At 70.6% G+C, this 18,337-nt stretch carries 13 protein-coding genes; 4 read left to right on the plus strand and 9 right to left on the minus strand.

The window, feature by feature from the left end; genetic code table 11:
• Nucleotides 1-20 precede the first annotated feature (20 nt).
• The 3 genes from PT931_RS06460 (at nt 21) to PT931_RS06470 (ending at nt 3,182) form a co-directional block, all read left to right on the plus strand.
• Nucleotides 21-1,562: a peptidoglycan DD-metalloendopeptidase family protein gene (locus tag PT931_RS06460; protein ID WP_456244767.1), complete on the plus strand. Its 1,542-nt coding sequence runs from the start codon at nt 21-23 to the stop codon at nt 1,560-1,562.
• Nucleotides 1,563-1,686: 124 nt separating this feature from the next.
• Nucleotides 1,687-1,917: a substrate-binding domain-containing protein gene (locus tag PT931_RS06465; RefSeq protein WP_456244768.1), complete on the plus strand. Its 231-nt coding sequence runs from the start codon at nt 1,687-1,689 to the stop codon at nt 1,915-1,917.
• Between the two features lie 113 nt (nt 1,918-2,030).
• Nucleotides 2,031-3,182: a CAP domain-containing protein gene (locus tag PT931_RS06470; RefSeq protein ID WP_456244769.1), complete on the plus strand. Its 1,152-nt coding sequence runs from the start codon at nt 2,031-2,033 to the stop codon at nt 3,180-3,182.
• A 104-nt stretch (nt 3,183-3,286) separates the two neighbouring features.
• On the opposite strand, the gene PT931_RS06475 is transcribed toward PT931_RS06470, so the two are convergent.
• From PT931_RS06475 to PT931_RS06510, 8 genes are all read right to left on the minus strand, one after another.
• Nucleotides 3,287-3,943, minus strand: a complete 657-nt coding sequence (locus PT931_RS06475) for an HAD family hydrolase (protein ID WP_456244770.1) — start codon at nt 3,941-3,943, stop codon at nt 3,287-3,289.
• A gap of 185 nt (nt 3,944-4,128) precedes the next feature.
• A complete protein-coding gene (locus PT931_RS06480; protein ID WP_456244771.1) occupies nt 4,129-4,626 on the minus strand; it encodes an NUDIX hydrolase in 498 nt (165 codons plus the stop codon).
• Nucleotides 4,627-4,673: 47 nt separating this feature from the next.
• Nucleotides 4,674-5,315: an EboA domain-containing protein gene (locus tag PT931_RS06485; protein ID WP_456244772.1), complete on the minus strand. Its 642-nt coding sequence runs from the start codon at nt 5,313-5,315 to the stop codon at nt 4,674-4,676.
• A 685-nt stretch (nt 5,316-6,000) separates the two neighbouring features.
• On the minus strand, nt 6,001-7,173 hold the full coding sequence (locus PT931_RS06490) for a hypothetical protein (RefSeq protein WP_456244773.1): 1,173 nt from the start codon (nt 7,171-7,173) through the stop codon (nt 6,001-6,003).
• A complete protein-coding gene (locus tag PT931_RS06495) occupies nt 7,170-8,162 on the minus strand; it encodes a TolB family protein (RefSeq protein WP_456244774.1) in 993 nt (330 codons plus the stop codon). Before PT931_RS06495 ends, PT931_RS06490 begins: the two co-directional genes overlap by 4 nt.
• On the minus strand, nt 8,159-9,433 hold the full coding sequence (locus PT931_RS06500; RefSeq protein ID WP_456244775.1) for an MFS transporter: 1,275 nt from the start codon (nt 9,431-9,433) through the stop codon (nt 8,159-8,161). Before PT931_RS06500 ends, PT931_RS06495 begins: the two co-directional genes overlap by 4 nt.
• A 170-nt stretch (nt 9,434-9,603) precedes the next feature.
• Nucleotides 9,604-12,633 (minus strand): choice-of-anchor J domain-containing protein, encoded by a 3,030-nt coding sequence (locus PT931_RS06505; RefSeq protein WP_456244776.1) that lies wholly within the window; start codon nt 12,631-12,633, stop codon nt 9,604-9,606.
• A gap of 288 nt (nt 12,634-12,921) precedes the next feature.
• The gene (locus PT931_RS06510; protein WP_456244777.1) at nt 12,922-14,496 is read right to left on the minus strand and encodes a S8 family serine peptidase; all 1,575 of its coding nucleotides are present in this window, start codon (nt 14,494-14,496) and stop codon (nt 12,922-12,924) included.
• A gap of 262 nt (nt 14,497-14,758) precedes the next feature.
• Here PT931_RS06510 and PT931_RS06515 point away from each other — a divergent pair, with 262 nt between their 5' ends.
• Nucleotides 14,759-15,703: a helix-turn-helix domain-containing protein gene (locus PT931_RS06515; protein WP_456244778.1), complete on the plus strand. Its 945-nt coding sequence runs from the start codon at nt 14,759-14,761 to the stop codon at nt 15,701-15,703.
• 4 nt (nt 15,704-15,707) lie between these two features.
• Here PT931_RS06515 and PT931_RS06520 read toward each other — a convergent pair whose 3' ends face one another.
• A complete protein-coding gene (locus PT931_RS06520; protein WP_456244779.1) occupies nt 15,708-18,257 on the minus strand; it encodes an AAA family ATPase in 2,550 nt (849 codons plus the stop codon).
• Between the last annotated feature and the right edge of the window lie 80 nt (nt 18,258-18,337).

Here is an 18,337-nt window from a genome sequence, read left to right on the forward strand (position 1 = left end):
CCTCGAACGGAGCCCTCTTCGTGAACTCCCTGGTCCGCCGCGCCCTCGTCGGCGTCCTCACAGCGACAGCCCTGGCCGCCAGCCTCCTAGGCGCGGTGTCCCCCGCCCATGCCGCCGGGCCCCGGCCGCTGTTCCAGATGCCCTTCCCCTGTGGGGAACAGTGGCGAATGGCCACCTATGCCGGTCACGACGACTATGACATCGACATGACCCATCCCAAATGGGATGCCTACACCAATGACAAACCGATCGTCGCCTCCTTCGCCGGCACCGTCTCCTTCCGCGGCTACGACAGCGGTGGCGGGAACATGGTGACCCTCGATCACGGAAACGGCTGGAAAACCGACTACCTGCACATGATCAGGCCCGCACCCGTCAGCCAGGGCCAGTCCGTCACCCGCGGCCAGCACATCGGCAACGTCGGCTCCACGGGCCAGAGCAGCGGCCCGCACCTGCACTACGCCCAGCGGCGCGACAGCGTCGTCGTCCAGTCCTACTTCGACGGCGCGGCCGTCGACATCACCGACGATGACCGCGCCAACAGCTTCTTCCTGACCAGCAACAACTGTGCCGATACCCCGCCCCCGGCACCCGTGCCGGTCCCCGTCAAGGCCGGTTCCCGCGCCGTGCACAACGCGGGGACCTACCATGTGTTCGACCGGGCCGCGGACAACACGCTCCAGCAGGCGTACTTCGCCAACAACCAGTGGTACAACCGCTCGCTCGGCGGCTCCCTGGCCGGTGACCCGACCGCCATCACCGGCGCCGGCGGGGAGCCGATGGTCTTCGCCCGGGGCACCGACAACAGGCTCATCCAGTGGTACTACTACAGCGACGCCTGGTACAGCCGCCCGCTGAGCGACGACACTCTGGCCAGCGACCCCACGGCCACCGTCGACGCGTCCGGTACCCCCATGGTCTTCGCCCGGGGCACCGACAACAAGCTGATCCAGTGGTACTACTACAGCAACGCCTGGTACAGCCGCACCGTCACCAACGACACGTTCACCGGTGACCCCGCAGCGGTGAGCACCAACGGCGGCGCGCCGACTGTCTACGCCCGCGGCACCGACAACCGCATGGTCCAGTGGTACTACCACGACAACGCCTGGGTCGGCCGCACCATCACCACCAGCGCCGTCGTCGGCGGAGACCCGACGGTCACCACGGGTTCCGACGGAGTGCCCGTCCTCTTCGCCCGGGGCACCGACAACCGGATGTGGCAGTGGTACTACCACAACAACGTCTGGTACGACCGTGCGGTGACCGCGGACGCCTCTGTGGCCAGCAACCCGTCAGTGGTACGCAGTTCTGACGGCAACCCCGTCGTGTTCGCCCGCACCACGGGTAACCAGATGGGCCAGTGGTACTACTACAACAACATCTGGCACAGCCGGACGATCACCTCGGACGCTCTCACGGGCGACCCGGCGGCCGTCACCTCTCAGGACGGCGACCCGATGGCCTTCGCCCGGGGGTCCAGCGGCCTGCTCGCCCAGTGGTACTACCACGACAACGCCTGGCACAGCAGGACGCTCCCGAGCGCGGCGCTGCACAGCTAGCCGACCTTCGACCACGAAGCCGCTGGCCGAGCACCAACTCTTCGGGCTTCGGGGCACAGACCAGCCGGTCTGTGCCCCGAAGTCGTTGTTCTGAGTCCAGCGCGCCCGGCAGCGGGGCAGGATCGTGCCCGCCGGCCTGTCGGACATTCCGCTCACCGCGGTCGCACCCACCCGGGAGGACGTGGGCCGGCTCGCGGTCGAGTTCCTGCTGCGCAAGCTGTACAGCGGGCGGTCCGGGCGGGCGGAACTGCACGTCCACGTCCTCCCCCGGGTGATCGTCCGCGCGTCGACCGCCCGGCCCCGCTCGGCCGCACCGGTGTCCGCGCCCGAGGCCGGGGTCGGCGCCTTCTGGTGACACCGCGCCGGCGTCCGCGTACCTCAAAAGTTCCCTAAATACTCGGCGGATTCCTTCCAGTCACCTCTCGGGGCACATAGCGTCGCGGGGCAGACAACCCGAGTGAGGTAACGATGCCGACCGACGCGTCCTTCGGGGACCGTTCCGCGATCGACGCCCTGCACGCCCGGCACTACGACGGGGTGGTGGGCTTCCTGCACCGACTGACCGGCGACCGGCGCCTCGCCGAGGACGCGGCCCGGGAGTCGTTCCGCGACGCGTGGCACCAGACCACCGACCGGCCGCTGACCTACCCCCTGCTGCCCTGGTTCCTGGGCACCGCCCGCCGCCGGGCCACCGCCCGGTCGGCGAACCTCAGCCCCCGGCGCAGCACGGTCCTCGAACTCTCGGTCTACTGGAACCTGACCACCCCCGAGATCAGCCGGGTACTCGACATCAGCCGGGTCAGCGCGGCGCTCCTCGTGCTCCGGACCGGCCGGCTGTTCACCGGCTCCCCCGAGCTGCTCGCCACGAGGTTCGCCGAGGCCGACCGGCACGACCACGCGTCCGTCGACCTGGGGCCGCTCCCCGCCGGCGGCAGGGCCACCCGGACCCTGCTGGTGGCCTCGCTGGCGGCGGCCGCCGTCCTCGCGGTGCTGGGCGGCACGGCGGCGTACCGGCTGCGGCCCACCGACGCGTCGTCCGGGCCGCCGCCGTCGTCGTCCGTCCCGGAACCCGCGCCGGAGACCAGCGCGAACCCGGTGCCGTCGCCCTCGGCCCCGCCGTCGCCGTCCCCCTCGCCGTCGCCGACGGTGGCTCCGAGTCCCACGCCGGCCAGGCCGTCGCCCACGAAGGCGAAACCCACGTCGGCCAAGCCGGTCCCGGTGCCGCCGAGGCCGACCGGCGTCAGCGACGTGGAGGCGGAGGTCCTCGCGCTCGTCAACCAGCGCCGCGCCGAGGCGGGCTGCTCGGCGGTCCGCTACGAGGTGCAGCTCGCCCAGGCCTCCTACGACCACAGCGCCGACATGGTCGCCCGCGACTACTTCTCGCACACCACCCCCGAAGGGGTCAGCCCGTGGGACCGCGCCAAGCGGGCCGGGTACCTGACGCCGTCGGCCGAGAACATCGCCTCCGGCAGCACCACGGCCCAGAGCACCATGGACATGTGGATGAACTCGGCCGGGCACCGGGCCAACATCCTCAACTGCGCGTCGAAGGCGATGGGCGTGGGCAAGGCGTCCGGCAGTGGCCGGATCTACTGGACCCAGATGTTCGGCACGCAGTAGTCACGCCGCGTGGAGCAAGGGACATGGTGCGCGCCCGCGATGCCGACCCTGTCGCGGACCGCGAGATCGCGTTCCCGGCGGGCTGCGCCGAACCCGTGGTCGGGCTAGCCGCCCGCCGCGTTGTGCTCCGCGACCAGGCCCGGGAGTTCGTCCAGCGCGTCGACGCGGAACAGGCACCGCCCGGCCACGTCCGGCAGGTCGAGGACGTGTCCCCACGGGCCGCGCCGGATCAGGCACGCCGGCATGCCGGCCGCCATGGCGGGGCGCGCGTCGTTGTCGGGCCGGTCGCCGACGTACAGGATCGAGGACGCGTCGCCGCCGCCCTCGCGGACCACCCGTTCGAAGAAGGCCGGCGCGGGCTTGGCCACGCCCCAGCCGTCCGACGTGCCGATCACGTCCACGGGGAGGTCGAGGGCGCGGAGGATCGTCTCCGCGTGAGCGGGCTGGTTGCCGGCCAGGCCCACGAACAGGCCCTGGTCCTTCAGGGCGGACAGGCAACCCCGCGCGTCGGGGTACAGATCGGCCTCGCCGAACGACTCCGACCTGCCGGCGGCCGCCCGGCGCTCGCGCTCGACGGCGAGGTCCACCCCGGGTCGGAACGTACGGAACGTCTCCTGCCAGTCCTGGCCCCGGGCGATCACCGCGCCGAGGACCGCCGACATCGTGTGCCGGGGCACGCCGAACCAGTCCGCCCAGCCGTCGAACTCGTAGGACTCGTCGACGATCGTCCCACCGATGTCGAAGAAGATCGCGTCGATCACTGGCGTACCCCCGTCATGGTCGCGGTGCCAGTGGATCATAGATGGGCGTGCCCCTCGCGAGCCGGCGGCGGGCGGGCGCACAGGGTCGTGGACGGTGCGCGTCGCGGCTGCCGGCGGTGGCTCCGGCTCCCGGTTTCGCGAGGGAAACGCGCACGCCGTGCGCTTTTGATCAAAGCGCAGCGGCCCTAGAGGCCCATCGGGATCGGCCGCCGGGGCGGCCCGCCCGCGAGCAGGGCGGCCAGCCCGGTCGGCAGGGCGCGCGGGGCGAACACCGCCGGCCCCTCGTACCCGTCGAGTTCTTCGGGGGTCCACCACCGGAAGCCGGTGACGTTCTCGGCGGCGAGTTCCGCGTCGGTCATCGAGCCCCGGGGCTCGAACGGGGCGGTCCGGACCAGGAAGAAGTCGTTGATCACCCCGTCGTAGCCCTTCGCGTGCCCCTCGGCCACCACCACCTGGTGCCAGACGTGCGGCGGGTCGTCCCCGGTGATCCGCAGGCCGATCTCCTCGACGAGCTCGCGGCGCAGCGCGTCCAGGGGCGACTCGTCGGGTTCGACCCCGCCGCCCGGGGTGGCCCAGACCTCGAAGCGGCCCTCCGGCCGGTCGAACGCGAACCGGCACAACAGGACCCGGCCGGCGTCGTCGACGATGATTGCCCGCGCGGCGGGTCGGAGGCGGGGTTCCATGCCGGCCAACCTACCCGGAGGTCAGGGCCGACCGCAGGCCCGCCGACTCAGGCCCAGGCCGCGCCCTCCGCGAGCGCCGGCAGCATCTCGTCCGCCGTGAGCCGGCGCAGCAGCGCCACCGCGTCGGTCCGGACGTGCGCGCCGGTCGAGCGGCGCTCACTGATGTACTCGGCGAGCATGCACGCCAGCACCCGCTCGCCCCGGCCCTCGACATCGTGGATCAGCGCGACGGGTACGCCGGTGTGCACGCACCGGAGCACCGCCTCCCGCCACGTCACGTCGTCGAGGTGCGCCGAGTACGGCCCCATGGCGGCGCCGAGCAGAATCGGATCCTTGCCGTCGACGGCCTCCCTGAGCAGGGGCAGCGCGCACCCGCCGATCTCCAGCAGGGGCAGGGCGCGCAGCACCGCGAGCCGCTCCCGACCGTCGCCGAACTGGTACAGCGGCCCGATGGCCCCGGCGAGTTCCCGGCCCCGCATCGGCAGGACGGTCAGGAGCAGCACCCGGGCGGCGACGTCGGCGGTCCAGCCGGGTGCGGCGGGCAGGGCCAGGTGCCCGCAGCGGCGGCCGGCGACGGCGTACAGGCCGGCGATGGTGCGCGGTTCCTCGACGACGCGCAGCAGCGCGCCGCACAGCCAGTCCCGGTCGGGGACGGCCACCAGCGCGGCACGGAGCTGGTCCGGATCCATCGGGTCCTCCTGGGCGGCGGGGACGGGGACCGTGTCGGCGGGGAGCGTCCGAGGGGACGGCCGGGAAGAGCCACTTCGATCATCCGGCCTGCGCGGAGATCTGGGGCCGTTCGGTGCCGACCGGGCGGTCCGGGAGTCGTCGGTGGCGGGCCGCGGTCCACCGTCCGCTGCCCGCCCCGACAACGAAAACTTCAACACAGAGTGCCGACCTGGTCAACACGGGTCCACAGAATGGCACTCCCCTTCCGCGCGGTTTCCGCTGCGGCGATCCCTTGCACACCACCGTCAGCACGGCGATACGCCCTGCCTGACCCGGCATTTCCCCGGCCGCGGGGCCGTGACGCTGAGCGTTGGTCCCTCCACAGCCGAGTCCGGTCAGAATTCGTTGTCCCGTTGTGAACGTTGCCGCGGTCCGCGAGCAAACGTTGCGGAAAGCCGCAGGGGTCGCGCTCATTCATGCTCGAAACTGCGCGTTCCCGTTCATCGCTTGACATCGATTCCTGGTCGCCGGTAGATGGGAAACGTGCCACATGACACCCGAAGCCCGCCGGTGGGCCGGGGCGGCTCCGCCACCAGGGTCCCGCGCCGCACCCACTGACCACAGCGGACGCTCAGACCCCCGCGGGATCGCCCGCCGGCGTGACGGCCCGGCTCCGGTCGGCGGGCCGGAGCGCCGCGTCCCGGGTCAGGTCAGGGTGCCCAGGTCGAGGACGTGCCAGGTCAGCCGGTCGTTGTCGCCGGTGGACCACCACAGGGCCGCGCCGTGGCCGAGGACGGTGCCCACGGGACCGGCCACCCGGACCAGGCGGCGGCGGGTGGTGTCGTAGAGGAACATGTCGGTCGTACCCAGCAGGATCTCGAAGCGGTCGAGGAGCGCGACGTCCCGCAGGGCCGGGCGCAGGTCCCCGGCCGCGAGCCGCCGCCGGTCCCCGCCGTCCGGGCGCATGAGTTCGTGCCGGGCGACGCCGTCCTGCCGGAGCACCCGGACCCGGCACCAGGCGGGGCCGCAGTCGAGGATCTCGGTGGCCTCGCCGCGCACCGGGGTGCTCCGCCCGGTGGCGACGTCGATCAGGTCGGTGGAGCCCGGTTGTTCGACGGCGGCGCTGACGGCCCAGGGCCAGGCGGCGAGCGAGTACCGCCCGGGAAGGGTCGTGCTGTGCACCGCTCCCCCGGTCAGCGCGACGGAACGGATCTCTGTGACCGGGCCCGGGACGCTCGCGGCCCAGCTCACGGTGTCCCCGTGCACGACCAGGTCGCCCTGGGCGCCGAACACGACCATGCGGCCGGTGTCGGCGGTCACCGGGGCGGGTCCGGTGCCGTCGGGTCCGGCGCGCCAGATCTCGCCGGTACCCGTCGTCCCGGTTTCGAAGGTCTCCGCCCAGACCAGGCCGGCCGCGGTGGCGGTGACGCCGACGAAGCGCGGGGACCGGTCGGCCGGCAGCGCCCGGACCACGCGCGGCGGTCTCCCGGCACGGAGGAGCACCAGGCGGACCTGGGTGCCGTCGGCGGAGGGGGACACGCCCACGGAAAAGCCCGAACCCACGACCATCGGGGTGTACGAGGCACCGCCGTCCAGGTTCCCCGGCAGCTCGACGGGCCTCGCGTGCGGCCACACGTCCCCGAGGGCGGCCGGCTCTCCCCCGCGCGGCGCGGGTCCCGGGCGCACCGGGGACGGCAGCGCGACCACGACCGCGCCGAGGACGAGCGCGACGATCAGCGGGGCCTTCCGGAGTGCCGCCCGGGCGGCGGCGCGGGGCGTCCCTGCGGCGCCGCTCCGGTCCGGCGCCCGGCCCGGGGGCGGCACCGCGGCGGTGCCGGGGACGTCGACCGGGGCCGGTCCGTGGGCGCGGGGCGTCACGGCACGGGGGCCGGGGAGGTCGCGCCGGTGCGCAGGGGGCGGGGTGTGCCGGTGCCGTCGGCGGGCACCGCGAACAGGGTGGGGCGGCCGCCCTCGGGCCGGGTGTAGGCGATGGTGGCCCCGTCGAGCCAGGTGGGCTGGTCGTCGACGTGCGCGGACTCGGCGAGGGGCACGTCGGCCCCGGTGGCCAGGGTGAGCACGTGCAGCCGCCACCGGTCGCCGGTCCGGAACTTGTAGGCGATCCGGGTGCCGTCCGGGGACAGCGACGGGCATTCGACGTTGCCGCGTTCGGCCGTCATCCGGCGGGTGCCGAGGTCGCCGCGCATCAGCCAGGTCCGGCCGCCCGAGGACATCGTGGCGTAGAACGTGCGGTCGTCGCGGGCGAAGGTGACGCCCCAGAAGTTCAGGTCGGGCGCGGAGTACGGGCGGCCGTCGACGGTGACCGCGTAGTCCTCCAGGGAGCCGTGGTGGGTGCCCGTCTCCAGGTCGTAGAGGCCGGCGGTGGTGGAGAACTGCCCGTTGTTCAGGTACGAGTCGCCGCTGCGGAACACGGTCCACGCGACGAACCGGCCCGACGGGGAGACCCGCGCCCGGCTCGGGGTGCCCCACGCGGACAGGGTGAGGCGCTCGGCCAGGCGGCCGTCGTACACGACGATCCGGGTCGAGCCCGGGGCCGCGTCCGTCCGCAGGCAGACGAGGGTGCCGGCGGCGGCGTACGCGCGCTCGCAGGTCGGTCCCGAGCCCAGGACGCGCCCCGGTTCGGCGAGCGCCGCCTGCCGGACCCGGCCGGGTGAGCCGTCCACGTACAGCAGGGTGCCCGGCCGGGTCAGGTCCAGCGGGGTGCCGCCGGACGCGTCGTGGGCGGACGGGCGGAGGGCGACGTACGCGCCGCCGGCCAGCAGGGTCGCGGCGATCAGGGCGATGCCGAGGAGCGGGCGGCGGCGGTCGGGGCGGGTGGTGCGGTCGGGCGGGGCGAGGGTGGCGGTCACCGGGGGGCCTCCTGACGGTCGGGCGGGACGAAGGTGGCGGCCACCGGTGACCTTCCGATGCGGGCGCTGGCGACCAGGGCGACGCCGAGGGCCGCGGCGAACACGAGGAACGCGGAGCGCAGGGTGAGATTCTGGGCGAGGAGTCCGAACGCGACCGCGCCGCCGGCCCGGGTGAGCGCCTGGGCCGTCTGGACCACGGCCAGGCCGGTGGCGCGGACCGCCTCGGGGATCAGGGGCGCCGCGCAGGCCATCAGGACCCCGTCGGTGGCGGCGTAGAAGAGGCCGTGGCAGGCGAGGACGGCGGCGGCGACGGGCCAACCGGGTACGCCCGCGACGAGCAGGTACCCGGCGAGCAGCAGCACGTGGCCGGCGAGGAACACCCGCCACCGGCCGAGCCGGTCCGCGATCCGCCCGACCGGGGCGGCGGCGAGCATGAACGTCAGCGCGGTACCCAGCGGGAGCAGCGGGAGGACGGCCGGGTCGAGTCCGGCGCGCTGCTGCAGGGCCAGGTACAGGAACATGTCGCCGACCGTGCACAGTCCCAGCAGCCCGGCGGCGACCGCGATCCGGCGCGGGCCCGCCCGGCCGAGGACTGCCAGCCCCGCCCGCAGGTCGGCCCTGGGGCGCGCGGCCGGACCGGCACCGTCACCGGGGACGCGGGCGGTGGGCACGGGGACGAGGAACAGCAGGATCAGGACGCCGACCAGGCCGAGGCAGAAGCTGACCGCGAACACGGAGTCGTACCCGGTGGCCAGGCCCGCCACCAGGCCGAACGCGATCACCGGCCCGAGGAGCGCCCCGGCGGTGTCCAGGGCCCGGTGCACGCCGAACGCCCGGCCCAGGGCGGCCGGCGGGGTGGCGAGGGTGATCAGGGCGTCGCGGGGCGCGGTACGGACGCCCTTGCCGGCCCGGTCGGCGGCCAGCACCAGGGAGATGCCGGTCAGGGAGCCGCCGACGAGGGGGAAGCCGAGTTTGGTGAGCGCGGACAGCGCGTAGCCGAGGGCCGCGACCAGGCGGGGCCGCCGGAGCCGGTCGGCGAGGTGGCCGCCGACGAGCCGGAGCGCGGCGGTCGCCCCGGTGTAGAGGCCGTCGATCGCGCCGAGCTGGGCGTAGCCGACGCCGATCCGGTAGACGAGGTACAGGGGCAGGATCGCGGTGACCATCTCGGCGGACATGTCGGTGACCATGCTGACCAGGCCGAGCCCGACCACCGTGCCGGAGACGCGGGTGGCGGCGCGCGCGCCGGGTTCGCTCCCGGCGGCGGCGGGCATTCCGTCAGTCGCAAGTGGACCGTCGGCGGCAAGCGGGGCGCCGGTGGGCGCGGGATCACCGTCGGTGGCCGGTACAGGGGTGGCGCGCGCGCTGGACAGGTACACCCGGAAGCTCCTTTCGTCGGGGTGGCCCCGGGTCCGCGGGCACGCCCACGGACCCGGGGCCGCTGTCAGCCGGCCGTGACCGCGAGGTCGTCGACCGCCGCCTCCCAGAGGCTGCCGGTCCCGCCGTCGGAGGTCTCGACCAGGAGCTGGACCGTCCGGCCGGCGTAGGCCGACAGGTCCACCGTCTGGGCGCGCCAGGCGCCGTCGGCCTCGGTGCTGGCGGTGCCGAGTTTCTCGAACACCGTGGTCACCGTGCCGCCGTCGATCACCTTGATCCGCAGGTAGTCCTCGGCGGTGGCGTTGCTGCCGTGCGCCAGGTTGTACTGGAACGTCAGGCTCGCCGCGCCCGGCACCACGATCTGCGGCGACCGGACGGAGGTGACGCCGCCGTCCACGTCGTTCGCGCCGTCGCTGGCCCCGGCGAGCCTGCCGGTGACCAGGCACGTGACGCCGCTGGTGGTGTCGCCCAGCTGCTTGACCTGGTTGACGTTCGTGGCGATGGTCTGCTCCGGGTCGCCGCGTTCCCACTTCCCGGAGGTGGCCGTGTCGGTGCCGGCCGGGTTGACGGTCCAGCCCTTGTCGGTCTCGAAGTCGTCGGCGAACCCGCCACTGGTGGCCCCGGTGACCGTGACCCGGACGGTGGCCGTGCGCGACAGGGCGCCGCCGGCCGCCGTCACGGTCAGGTCGTACGTGCCGGTGGCCGTGGTGGCCGTGGTGGCGACCGCCAACCGCGCGGTGGCGGTGCCGTTGGCCGGGGGCGTGACCGGGTTGTTCTCCCACAGGGTCGACAGGCCCGCCGGGGCGCCGGAGACGGCCAGCGCCGTGGACTCCGAGTACCCGTTGACGCTGGTGACCTTGATCGTGCTCGCGTTCTTCTGGCCCTGCGGGATGGTCACCGCCGTCGGGTCGGCCGCGACCGTGAAGTCCGCCGCCCCGGTGCCACTGGTGGTGATCCGCACGTCGTCCACGGCGGCCTCGACGAGGCTGGCGGTCGACGCGTCGGCGGTCTCGACGAGCAGGTGCACGGTGCGGCCGGCGTAGGCCGACAGGTTGACGGTGGCCTGCTGCCAGACCCCGGCCACCTTGACACCCGAGCCGAGCTTCTCCAGCACCGTGGTGCCGGTGGTGCCGTCGACCACCTTCACCCGCAGGTAGTCGGCGGCGGTGGCGTTGTTGCCGAACGCGTAGGTGTAGGAGAAGGAGAGCGAGGAACTTCCACTCGCCGGTACCGTGATCTGCGGGGACCGGACCGTGGTGACCCCGCCGTCCACGTCGTTCGCCCCGTCACCGGTGCCGGCGAGCCGACCGGTGACCAGGCAGTTCACGCCGCTGGTGGTGTCGCCGCGCTGCTCGATCATCGCGGTGGTCGGGTCGGTGGTCTGCTCGGGGTCGCCGCGCTCGTACCGGCCGGACGTGGCGGTGTCGGTGCCGGCCGGGTTCACGGTCCAGCCCTTGTCCGTCTCGAAGTCGTCGGCGAACACCGTGGTGCCGCCGCCCCCGGCCGGGGACACCGTGAGTTGCAGGGTCGCGGTGTGGGTGAGCGCGCCGGAGGTGCCGGTGACCGTGACGGTGCTGGTCCCGGTGGCCGCCGACGCCGAGGCGGTCAGCGACAGGGTGGCCGTGGCGGTGCCGTTCGCGGCCGGGGTGACCGGGTTCGGCGAGAACGACGCCTGCACGCCGGCCGGCAGCCCGGAGGCGGTGAGGCTGGTCGCGCCGGTGAACCCGTTGAGGCTGGCCACCGAGACGGTCGCCGAGCCGCTGGCGGCCTGGGGCACGGACAGCGAGGTCGGGTTGACCGTGACGCCGAAGTCCGGGCCCGTGGTCGCCTTGTGGCAGGTGCCGGAGACGGTGTCGGTGAAGGTACGCCCCGCCACCGGCACGAAGTCGGCCTTGTACCCGGTCGCCGACAGCGTCAGCCTGCCCACGCCGAAGGTGTCGGCGTTGCCCTTCTCGCGCTCGGCGGCCGTGTTGGAGTCCAGGCCGTACACGCCGGTGCCTCCGGTGCCGATCAGAAGCTCGCGCAGCCCGTTGACGTCGTCGCGGGTGCCGTCGGGCTTCGACGGCGCGAACCGCTGGTAGTTGTGGTCGTGCCCGACGACGACCAGGTCGGCGCGCGCGTTGTACAGCGCCGTGAACAGCGGGTTCACCGCGGTCTGGTCGCCGTGGCTGCTGCCGCTGAACCGGGGGTGGTGCCAGTAGCCGGCGGTGCACGGCTTGGTGTTGGCGGCCAGGTCGTTCTTCAGCCAGGTCACCTGCGGGGAGCTGGAGCCCATGTCGATGTTGGAGTTGAGCGACACGAAGTGCCAGTCGCCCACGTCGAAGCTGTAGTAGCCCTTGCCCGCCGGGCCGGCCCGGGTACCGAAGTAGCCGAAGTAGCCGCTGGCGTTGGACGTGTTGTACTCGTGGTTGCCCGGCGACGGATACGTCTTGTCCTTGAACTTGCCGTAGTACGGGTCGTACTTGTCGCGGTACTCGGAGGCGCTGCCGCTGTTGTAGGCGTTGTCCCCGGCCAGGATCAGCGCGTCCGGGTTCATGGTGGTCACCAGGGCGGCCGTCTGGTTGCACCCGCTGCCGCACAGGTCGCCGACGGCCGCGACGGTCACCGAGGCGGCCGCGAGGTCCGTCGCACCGGCCTGGTAGGAGTCGACGGCGAACCGGCTGCCCGGTTCCGTCAACTGTGGACTGATCTGCACGCAGTTCCCCGCGAAGGCCTGGGTGGTGAACGCCCGGCCCGGCCAGTTCGCGGCCGTGAACGTGTACCCGCCGCCGGCGGTGCCGGAGACGGTCACGGAGTCGGCTCCCCGCAGGGACAGGTCGGTGAACCGCAGCCGCAGCCAGCGCGCGCCCTGCTGGCACACGGTGCGGGGCGCGGCCCCGCGAGCGCCCGTGATCGCCGCCCGGCCGGTCACGGTGTTCGGTTCCGCCAGTTGGGGGGTCTGGTCGGCGGGTTCGGGGGCGGCCATGGCCGCCAGGTCGGGTCGCGGGCCGGTGGCCGCCGACGTGCTGGCGACGGTGAGCACCGTGGCCAGCGCGACCGCGCAGCCCAGGGCGGCGGCCAGCGTCGTCCTTCTTCTGGTTGTTCTCGTGGTTCGCATCTGTCCTCTTCGGTGAGGGGGAAAGACGGTGGCCGGGCCGGAGGGAGTGGCCCGGCCACCGGAGGGGGCGCCGCGGTGGGCGGCGGGGAGGTGTCAGGTGGTGCGATCGGGGCGTCCGCGGTCCGCCGAGGGGCGGCCCCCACGGGCCGGTCGGACGCCGGGGGAAACTCGGTGGGGGTGTCGGTCACCTCCTCGGGAGAAGTCCCGGGATCACCGGTGTCGTGACCATAACCAGGGTCGATGCGAGGTGTCCGTGACTTCCGCGCCGGTACTGGATAAGTCTGGTCGTCAGAACGTCAGACTCCACCGGTCCAGGTAACCGGTGTCGAACCCGACCGTGTCCTGCACCCGCAGCTGCCAGACCCCGTCGGCCGCCTCCCCGGACGCGTCCACCGTGTAGGTCGCGACCACGTCGTCGGCGAGGTCGGACATCAGGGCGGTCTTCAGGACGTAGGTGCTGCCGTCCGGCGCGACGAGGGTCAGGGCCACGTCGCCCCGGTACGGGTGCCGCACCTCCACGGCGACCTTCAGCGCGGCCGGCGCGGGACCCGACCGACCGGAGACGGTGATCGCTCCCGTGGCCGTGGACCAGTCCGGGACCGGCACGTCGGTGGCGTTCTCGTAGCTGGCGGGCTGCGCGGCCCCGCACGGCACGAACAGCAGCAGGTTCGGCGAACCCGTTCCCGCGCCGGTCACCTTGTCCGGCGTCGCGCAGCCGACCAGCGCGTCGCGGACCTGCCGCGGGCTGGCCGTCGGGTTCGTGGCCAGGTACATCGCCGCCGCCCCGGCGACCAGCGGCGCGGACATCGAGGTACCGGACAGGATCCTGGTGCCCGTGTCCGAGGTGTGGCTCGCCGACGTGATGTCCGAACCCGGGGCGAACAGGTCCAGGCAGGTGCCGTAGTTGGAGTCCGACCGGCGCGCGTCGGTGTTCGTGGTGTTGCCCACCGTGATCGCCTCCGGCACCCGGGCCGGCGACTGGCCGCACGCCGAGGCCGTCTGGTTGCCGGCCGCGACCGTGTACGTGATCCCCGACGCGATGGAGTTCCGTACCGCCTCGTCCAACCCGCCGGCGGAGCTGTGCATGCTCATGTTCACGATCGCGGGCTTGACGGCGTTCTCGGTCACCCAGTCGATGGCGGCGAGCGTGTCGGAGTCGGAGGCGCTGTCATTGCAGTCGATGACCCGGACGGAGTACACCTTCGCGCCCTTCGCCGCGCCCCAGGCCGTACCGGCGACGGTGCCGGCCACGTGCGTGCCGTGCCCCAGGCAGTCGCTGGCGTCGGTGTCGTTGTCCACGAAGTCGTAGCCGCTGACCGCCCGGCCACCGAAGTCCTGGTGGGACATGCGGATCCCGGAGTCGATGATGTACACGTTCACCCCGGCCCCGGTGTTGGCCGCGGTGTACGTCGTCGACAGCGGCAGTGACCGTTGGTCGACCCGGTCGAGGTTCCACGGCGCGGCGTCGGAGTGCCCGACGGTGTCCTGCCGGACGCCCGCCACCCGGGGGTCGGCGGCGAGCGCCCGCGCCTGGGCGGCCGTCATCCGGGCGGAGAACCCGTGCAGGGCCGAGGAGTACACGCGGCGCACGGTGCCCCCGTGCCGGCCGGCGAGGTCACCGGCGACGGAGCCGACCGCCGCCCGGGCCGGCGACCGGCTGAGCTTCGCCGCCGCGTCGTCGAGGGTGACGATGTAGCTGTCGGGGACGAGTTCGGCGCCGGCGGGGACGAGTACCGGTCCGGTGGGGGTCGGGGTCTGTGCGACGGCGGGCGGGGCGGTGGCCACGAGGGCGGCCAGCAGCGCCACGGGGACCGCGAGGGAACGGCGGGTGTTCACGGACTTCTCCTCAAGGGGGATCGACACGGCACCTCTGCGTGACCGTGGATTCCGCCCCTCGATCCCTGGCCGTCCGCCGTGCGGTCAGCCAGGTAAGGCGCCACTATACGAAGCGCTCCGCCGCAGGTCAACGGCCGCCAGAGTGTCCAGTCTCGGTTCCCACGATGCGGCGGTACGCGCCCACGATGATCGATCCTGGTCTTAGAATGGAGCCCGCAGTGCCGAGGTACCGGACGCCCGCACCTCCCCTCCACCGTCCCGGCGTCCATGGCTGAACGAGGTCCCCCACATGGACATAACCTCACAAACCACACCCACCGCGACGGGTACGCTGCTCGCCGGCACCAGCGCCTTCGGCGCCGCCCTGCGCCGGGCCATCCAACACAGCGGGCTCAGCCTGGAGGAGTTGTCCCAGCGGCTGCGGGACCGCCGCACCCCGGTCAGTGCCAGCGCCCTGAGCTACTGGCAGAACGGCGACAACCAGCCCGAACGCGCCCGCTCCCTGGCCGCCGTCACGGTCCTCGAGGACCTCCTGGACCTGCCCCCCGGCGCGCTCACCGAACTCATCGGCCCCCGACGCCCCCGGGGCCGGTGGGTCCCGCGCACCAGCGGCATGGGCTTCGACAAACTGTGGCGGCTCCCCGACGCCGTGGTCCGCGCGCTGGCGAAGGTCGACGCGACCCCCGACGACCTCAACCACCCCCTGAAGGTGTCGCAGCACCTGTCCTACCGGGTCGACGCCAGCGGCCACGAGGAGTCGGTCCGCGTCCGCCGCCTGATCCGCGCCGACCGGGACAACACCACCCGGGTCATCTTCGTGTCCCGGTGCAGCACCCTCCCCCAGCCGCCCATGGTGACCTTCGCCGACGGCTGCCAGCCCGGCAGGTTCCGGGCCGACGTGCCGACCAACACCTGCGTGTTCGAGTTCCTCCTGCCCCGGCCACTGCGGGCGGGCGAGATGGCGGCCGTCGAGTTCGGCCTGCGCTACCCGCCCGGGCAGACCGACCGGCACGCCGAGATCGCCATCTACCAGCCCGTGCGGGACCTCGTCCTGCAGGTGACGTTCGACCCGCACCGGTTGCCGGCCCGCTGCTACGCCTACTGGCAGGGGCATGTCAGCCAGCCGGCCGAGAGGCGCGAGGAGCGGACGCTGGACTGCGAGGCGCGGTCGTTCCAGTTCATCAACCTGGATCCGGCGCCGGGCCAGTACGGCATCGCCTGGCAGTGGACCTGACCCGCTAGTGCTCTGAAGCCGAAACGGCCCGCACCGCGCGATAAGCAAGCCCCTGGATGGCCTTCAATAGGCTGGAAAAGTCGTCAACCAACTCTCGAGGATCGGATAGCAGTCCGAAATCGTCTTCCCACCGCCGCATTTCCATTCGAACGTCCTCCGACTCTCGGGAAGCGTCTAGTTGGCTGGAGATCTCCTCGATCAGGTCGAGTACATCTTCTCGACGTGCCGAGCTCTTGCGCGTTCGAATGAAGTCACGCTTGATACGATTTATGCGGCTCGATATCTTCTCGACATCCTCGGCACGCTCGGCATCACGCTGACTTTTCGCAAGTACAGATAACAACCCATGGAAGTTGTCGTGAGCTCGCTGGACTTCAACCTGATCGGAATGGGTGCCGCGCGCTCCGCCAAGTAACACTTCAATTACCGCCCGGGCAAAGGCAACTTTATCGAGATGGAAGCGTTCGTTGCCGCTTTTGTTCGCCACGGCCACCTGAAGTGCTTTTAGAAGTCCAGGATTGCCCCCTTGACCGTTCTTCGCATTGTCGAAAACCTCGTCCAGAGTGAGATCAAGGGAAGGAATGCTGATGTCCGGAACGAACTCAGAACAGTAGATATCCACCGCCGCTATCGCGATCCCAAATGGAACAATGTCCTCAATGCCGACAATCCCCCCTGGATTGTCAGTTGCGAGGTCCGCTAGGTCATTCCGGCCGAGCTGGATTACCAAATGGTCCTTGATAAGGGCCGCCCCATAGGCGCCGCCAGCTTTAAGGGCCGCCCGAGCCTCGTCGCCAGCTCGATCATTGTCAATGAGAACAATCACCGGCGGCTTCTCAACGTCACGGCCACGGGCTAGATACACAAGATAGGGAATGTGCCGCGTACCACCCGCCGGCACGATCGTGATCTTGTTTAGGTCCAAGCGGTCTCGCGCAACGACCCCTCGGGCAGCGAGCCATCGCGAAGCACCCGCCAACAATACCTGATCAGACGGACCTTCTACCATTAGGTTGCAGTTGCCGATAAAAGTGGTCTCGGCGACAAAGCTACCGAAGGCTGATCTCAATGGCTCATAGTGGTTGGCGGCAGTATTCGTCACAACACGCGTACCTTCGTCGTATTCACCTTTCTCAAGTACTCGAATGCGATCCGCCTCGTTCTTGTCAATCAGGAAAGGCGAATGAGTCACGTACACCACCTGTACCGGTGAGCGCTTAGCATCTTGCGGTCGCGCAAAGTCCTCGAATATCCTTAAAAGGTCCTGCTGGCCCGACGAGGAAAGATACCGGTCCGGCTCGTCCATGAGAAGGATTTCACTGGCCCCATCCGCTCGTGGTTCATGGGCGAGATACTGCACAAAATAGCTTAGGAAATATTTGAGGCCATCGCTGCGTTCGTCGAAGCCATACGTTCGCCCCGTTCGATCTCGGATCATGAAGACCAAATCATACTCGTACAGTGATACGAAGAGTTCAAATTTGGAATCCTGGGACCACCAGTGCGGAAAGTTAAGGGCCCTTGCTAGCTCAGAATTGATCGTATCGACGATGCTGTTGGCGTAGCCATTCTTTGCCTTGACGGCGGTTTGCAGCTCAGCAAAAAGCGCCCGTTGAAGCCCAGCGACTTTTAATAGAAGATCCACAGCCAGGTCGTAAGTGTGCAACTCCTCAGGTGTGGCCTCACGGAGCGGACGGAATACTGCGGATATCTCCCCGGCTTTACTCGTGACGGTAGTCCCGTCATCAAACCAGCTGCGGTGTTCAACAAGCGCATCCCACACTCGACGCAAGAATTCACGCCCCACAGCCGCGACCGGCTTGCCTGTCACGATGTACTGAATGGGGACACTGTCAGGCAAGGGGACGTCGGCATCGATGCGGAATGGGATTGGCATCCCCATGCTTGACAACACAGAAGGCGACTTAACATGGGCCGGTGCGGACCATGCGCCGTTCTGACGGACATAAACCCTCAGATGCGGAGTTTCGTTCATCCGAAAGATCGCGACTCGGTCGACGTTTTCCAGCCCAGTCATGCTTGACATCTGCTGAATTTTGGCCACCTCATCAGTACTTACATCCGTGAAGAGCGCTCCAAATTCAGGTTTGATCAATGACTTATCAACCCCAAAGAACCGAGAATAGCGACAGAAATCGCTCCGCTCGTAACCGTCTCCAGTCAAAGCAGATTCAATCGCATGTAGAATTTGAGTTTTGCCAGACTCATTTCCACCCACGATAGTCGTGATATCCGGACGGAGCCGGATACGCACGAACGGATAATCGCCATCCCGGGTGGCGTCCCATGGATCAGGAGAATAGTTTTCTCCTGATGCACGAATGAAATCGTAGTTTAGCGACCTATAGAATCGTGCATATACCGAATGCAGCTTCAAGATTTCCTCCACATGCCGCGTGCAGATGCGCCACTCACGTAAACGTCCCTGCGTGCTGAGCGTCAAAATTGCGGCACCTGGGACCCACAGTTGAACGGTACGCCGCTGCGGAGTTGAAATCGAGCACACCAGATTCAAATCGTGGAAGTTCCCCAACTTCGTTCAGGCTCACTCGACTAGGGTGTCGATGGAGCATGGTTACCCAAAGCTCCAGTAGGCCCCATATCTAGTGATTA

It is taken from the genome of Longispora urticae (assembly GCF_053902585.1).

What these genes read in the sequence shown, in the direction of transcription:
- PT931_RS06485 (WP_456244772.1), bottom strand. Translation starts at nt 5,315, where the DNA reads ATGGATCCGGACCAGCTCCGTGCCGCGCTGGTGGCCGTCCCCGACCGG.
- PT931_RS06470 (WP_456244769.1), top strand. Translation starts at nt 2,031, where the DNA reads ATGCCGACCGACGCGTCCTTCGGGGACCGTTCCGCGATCGACGCCCTG.
- PT931_RS06515 (WP_456244778.1), top strand. Translation starts at nt 14,759, where the DNA reads ATGGACATAACCTCACAAACCACACCCACCGCGACGGGTACGCTGCTC.
- PT931_RS06505 (WP_456244776.1), bottom strand. Translation starts at nt 12,633, where the DNA reads ATGCGAACCACGAGAACAACCAGAAGAAGGACGACGCTGGCCGCCGCC.
- PT931_RS06480 (WP_456244771.1), bottom strand. Translation starts at nt 4,626, where the DNA reads ATGGAACCCCGCCTCCGACCCGCCGCGCGGGCAATCATCGTCGACGAC.
- PT931_RS06500 (WP_456244775.1), bottom strand. Translation starts at nt 9,433, where the DNA reads ATGCCCGCCGCCGCCGGGAGCGAACCCGGCGCGCGCGCCGCCACCCGC.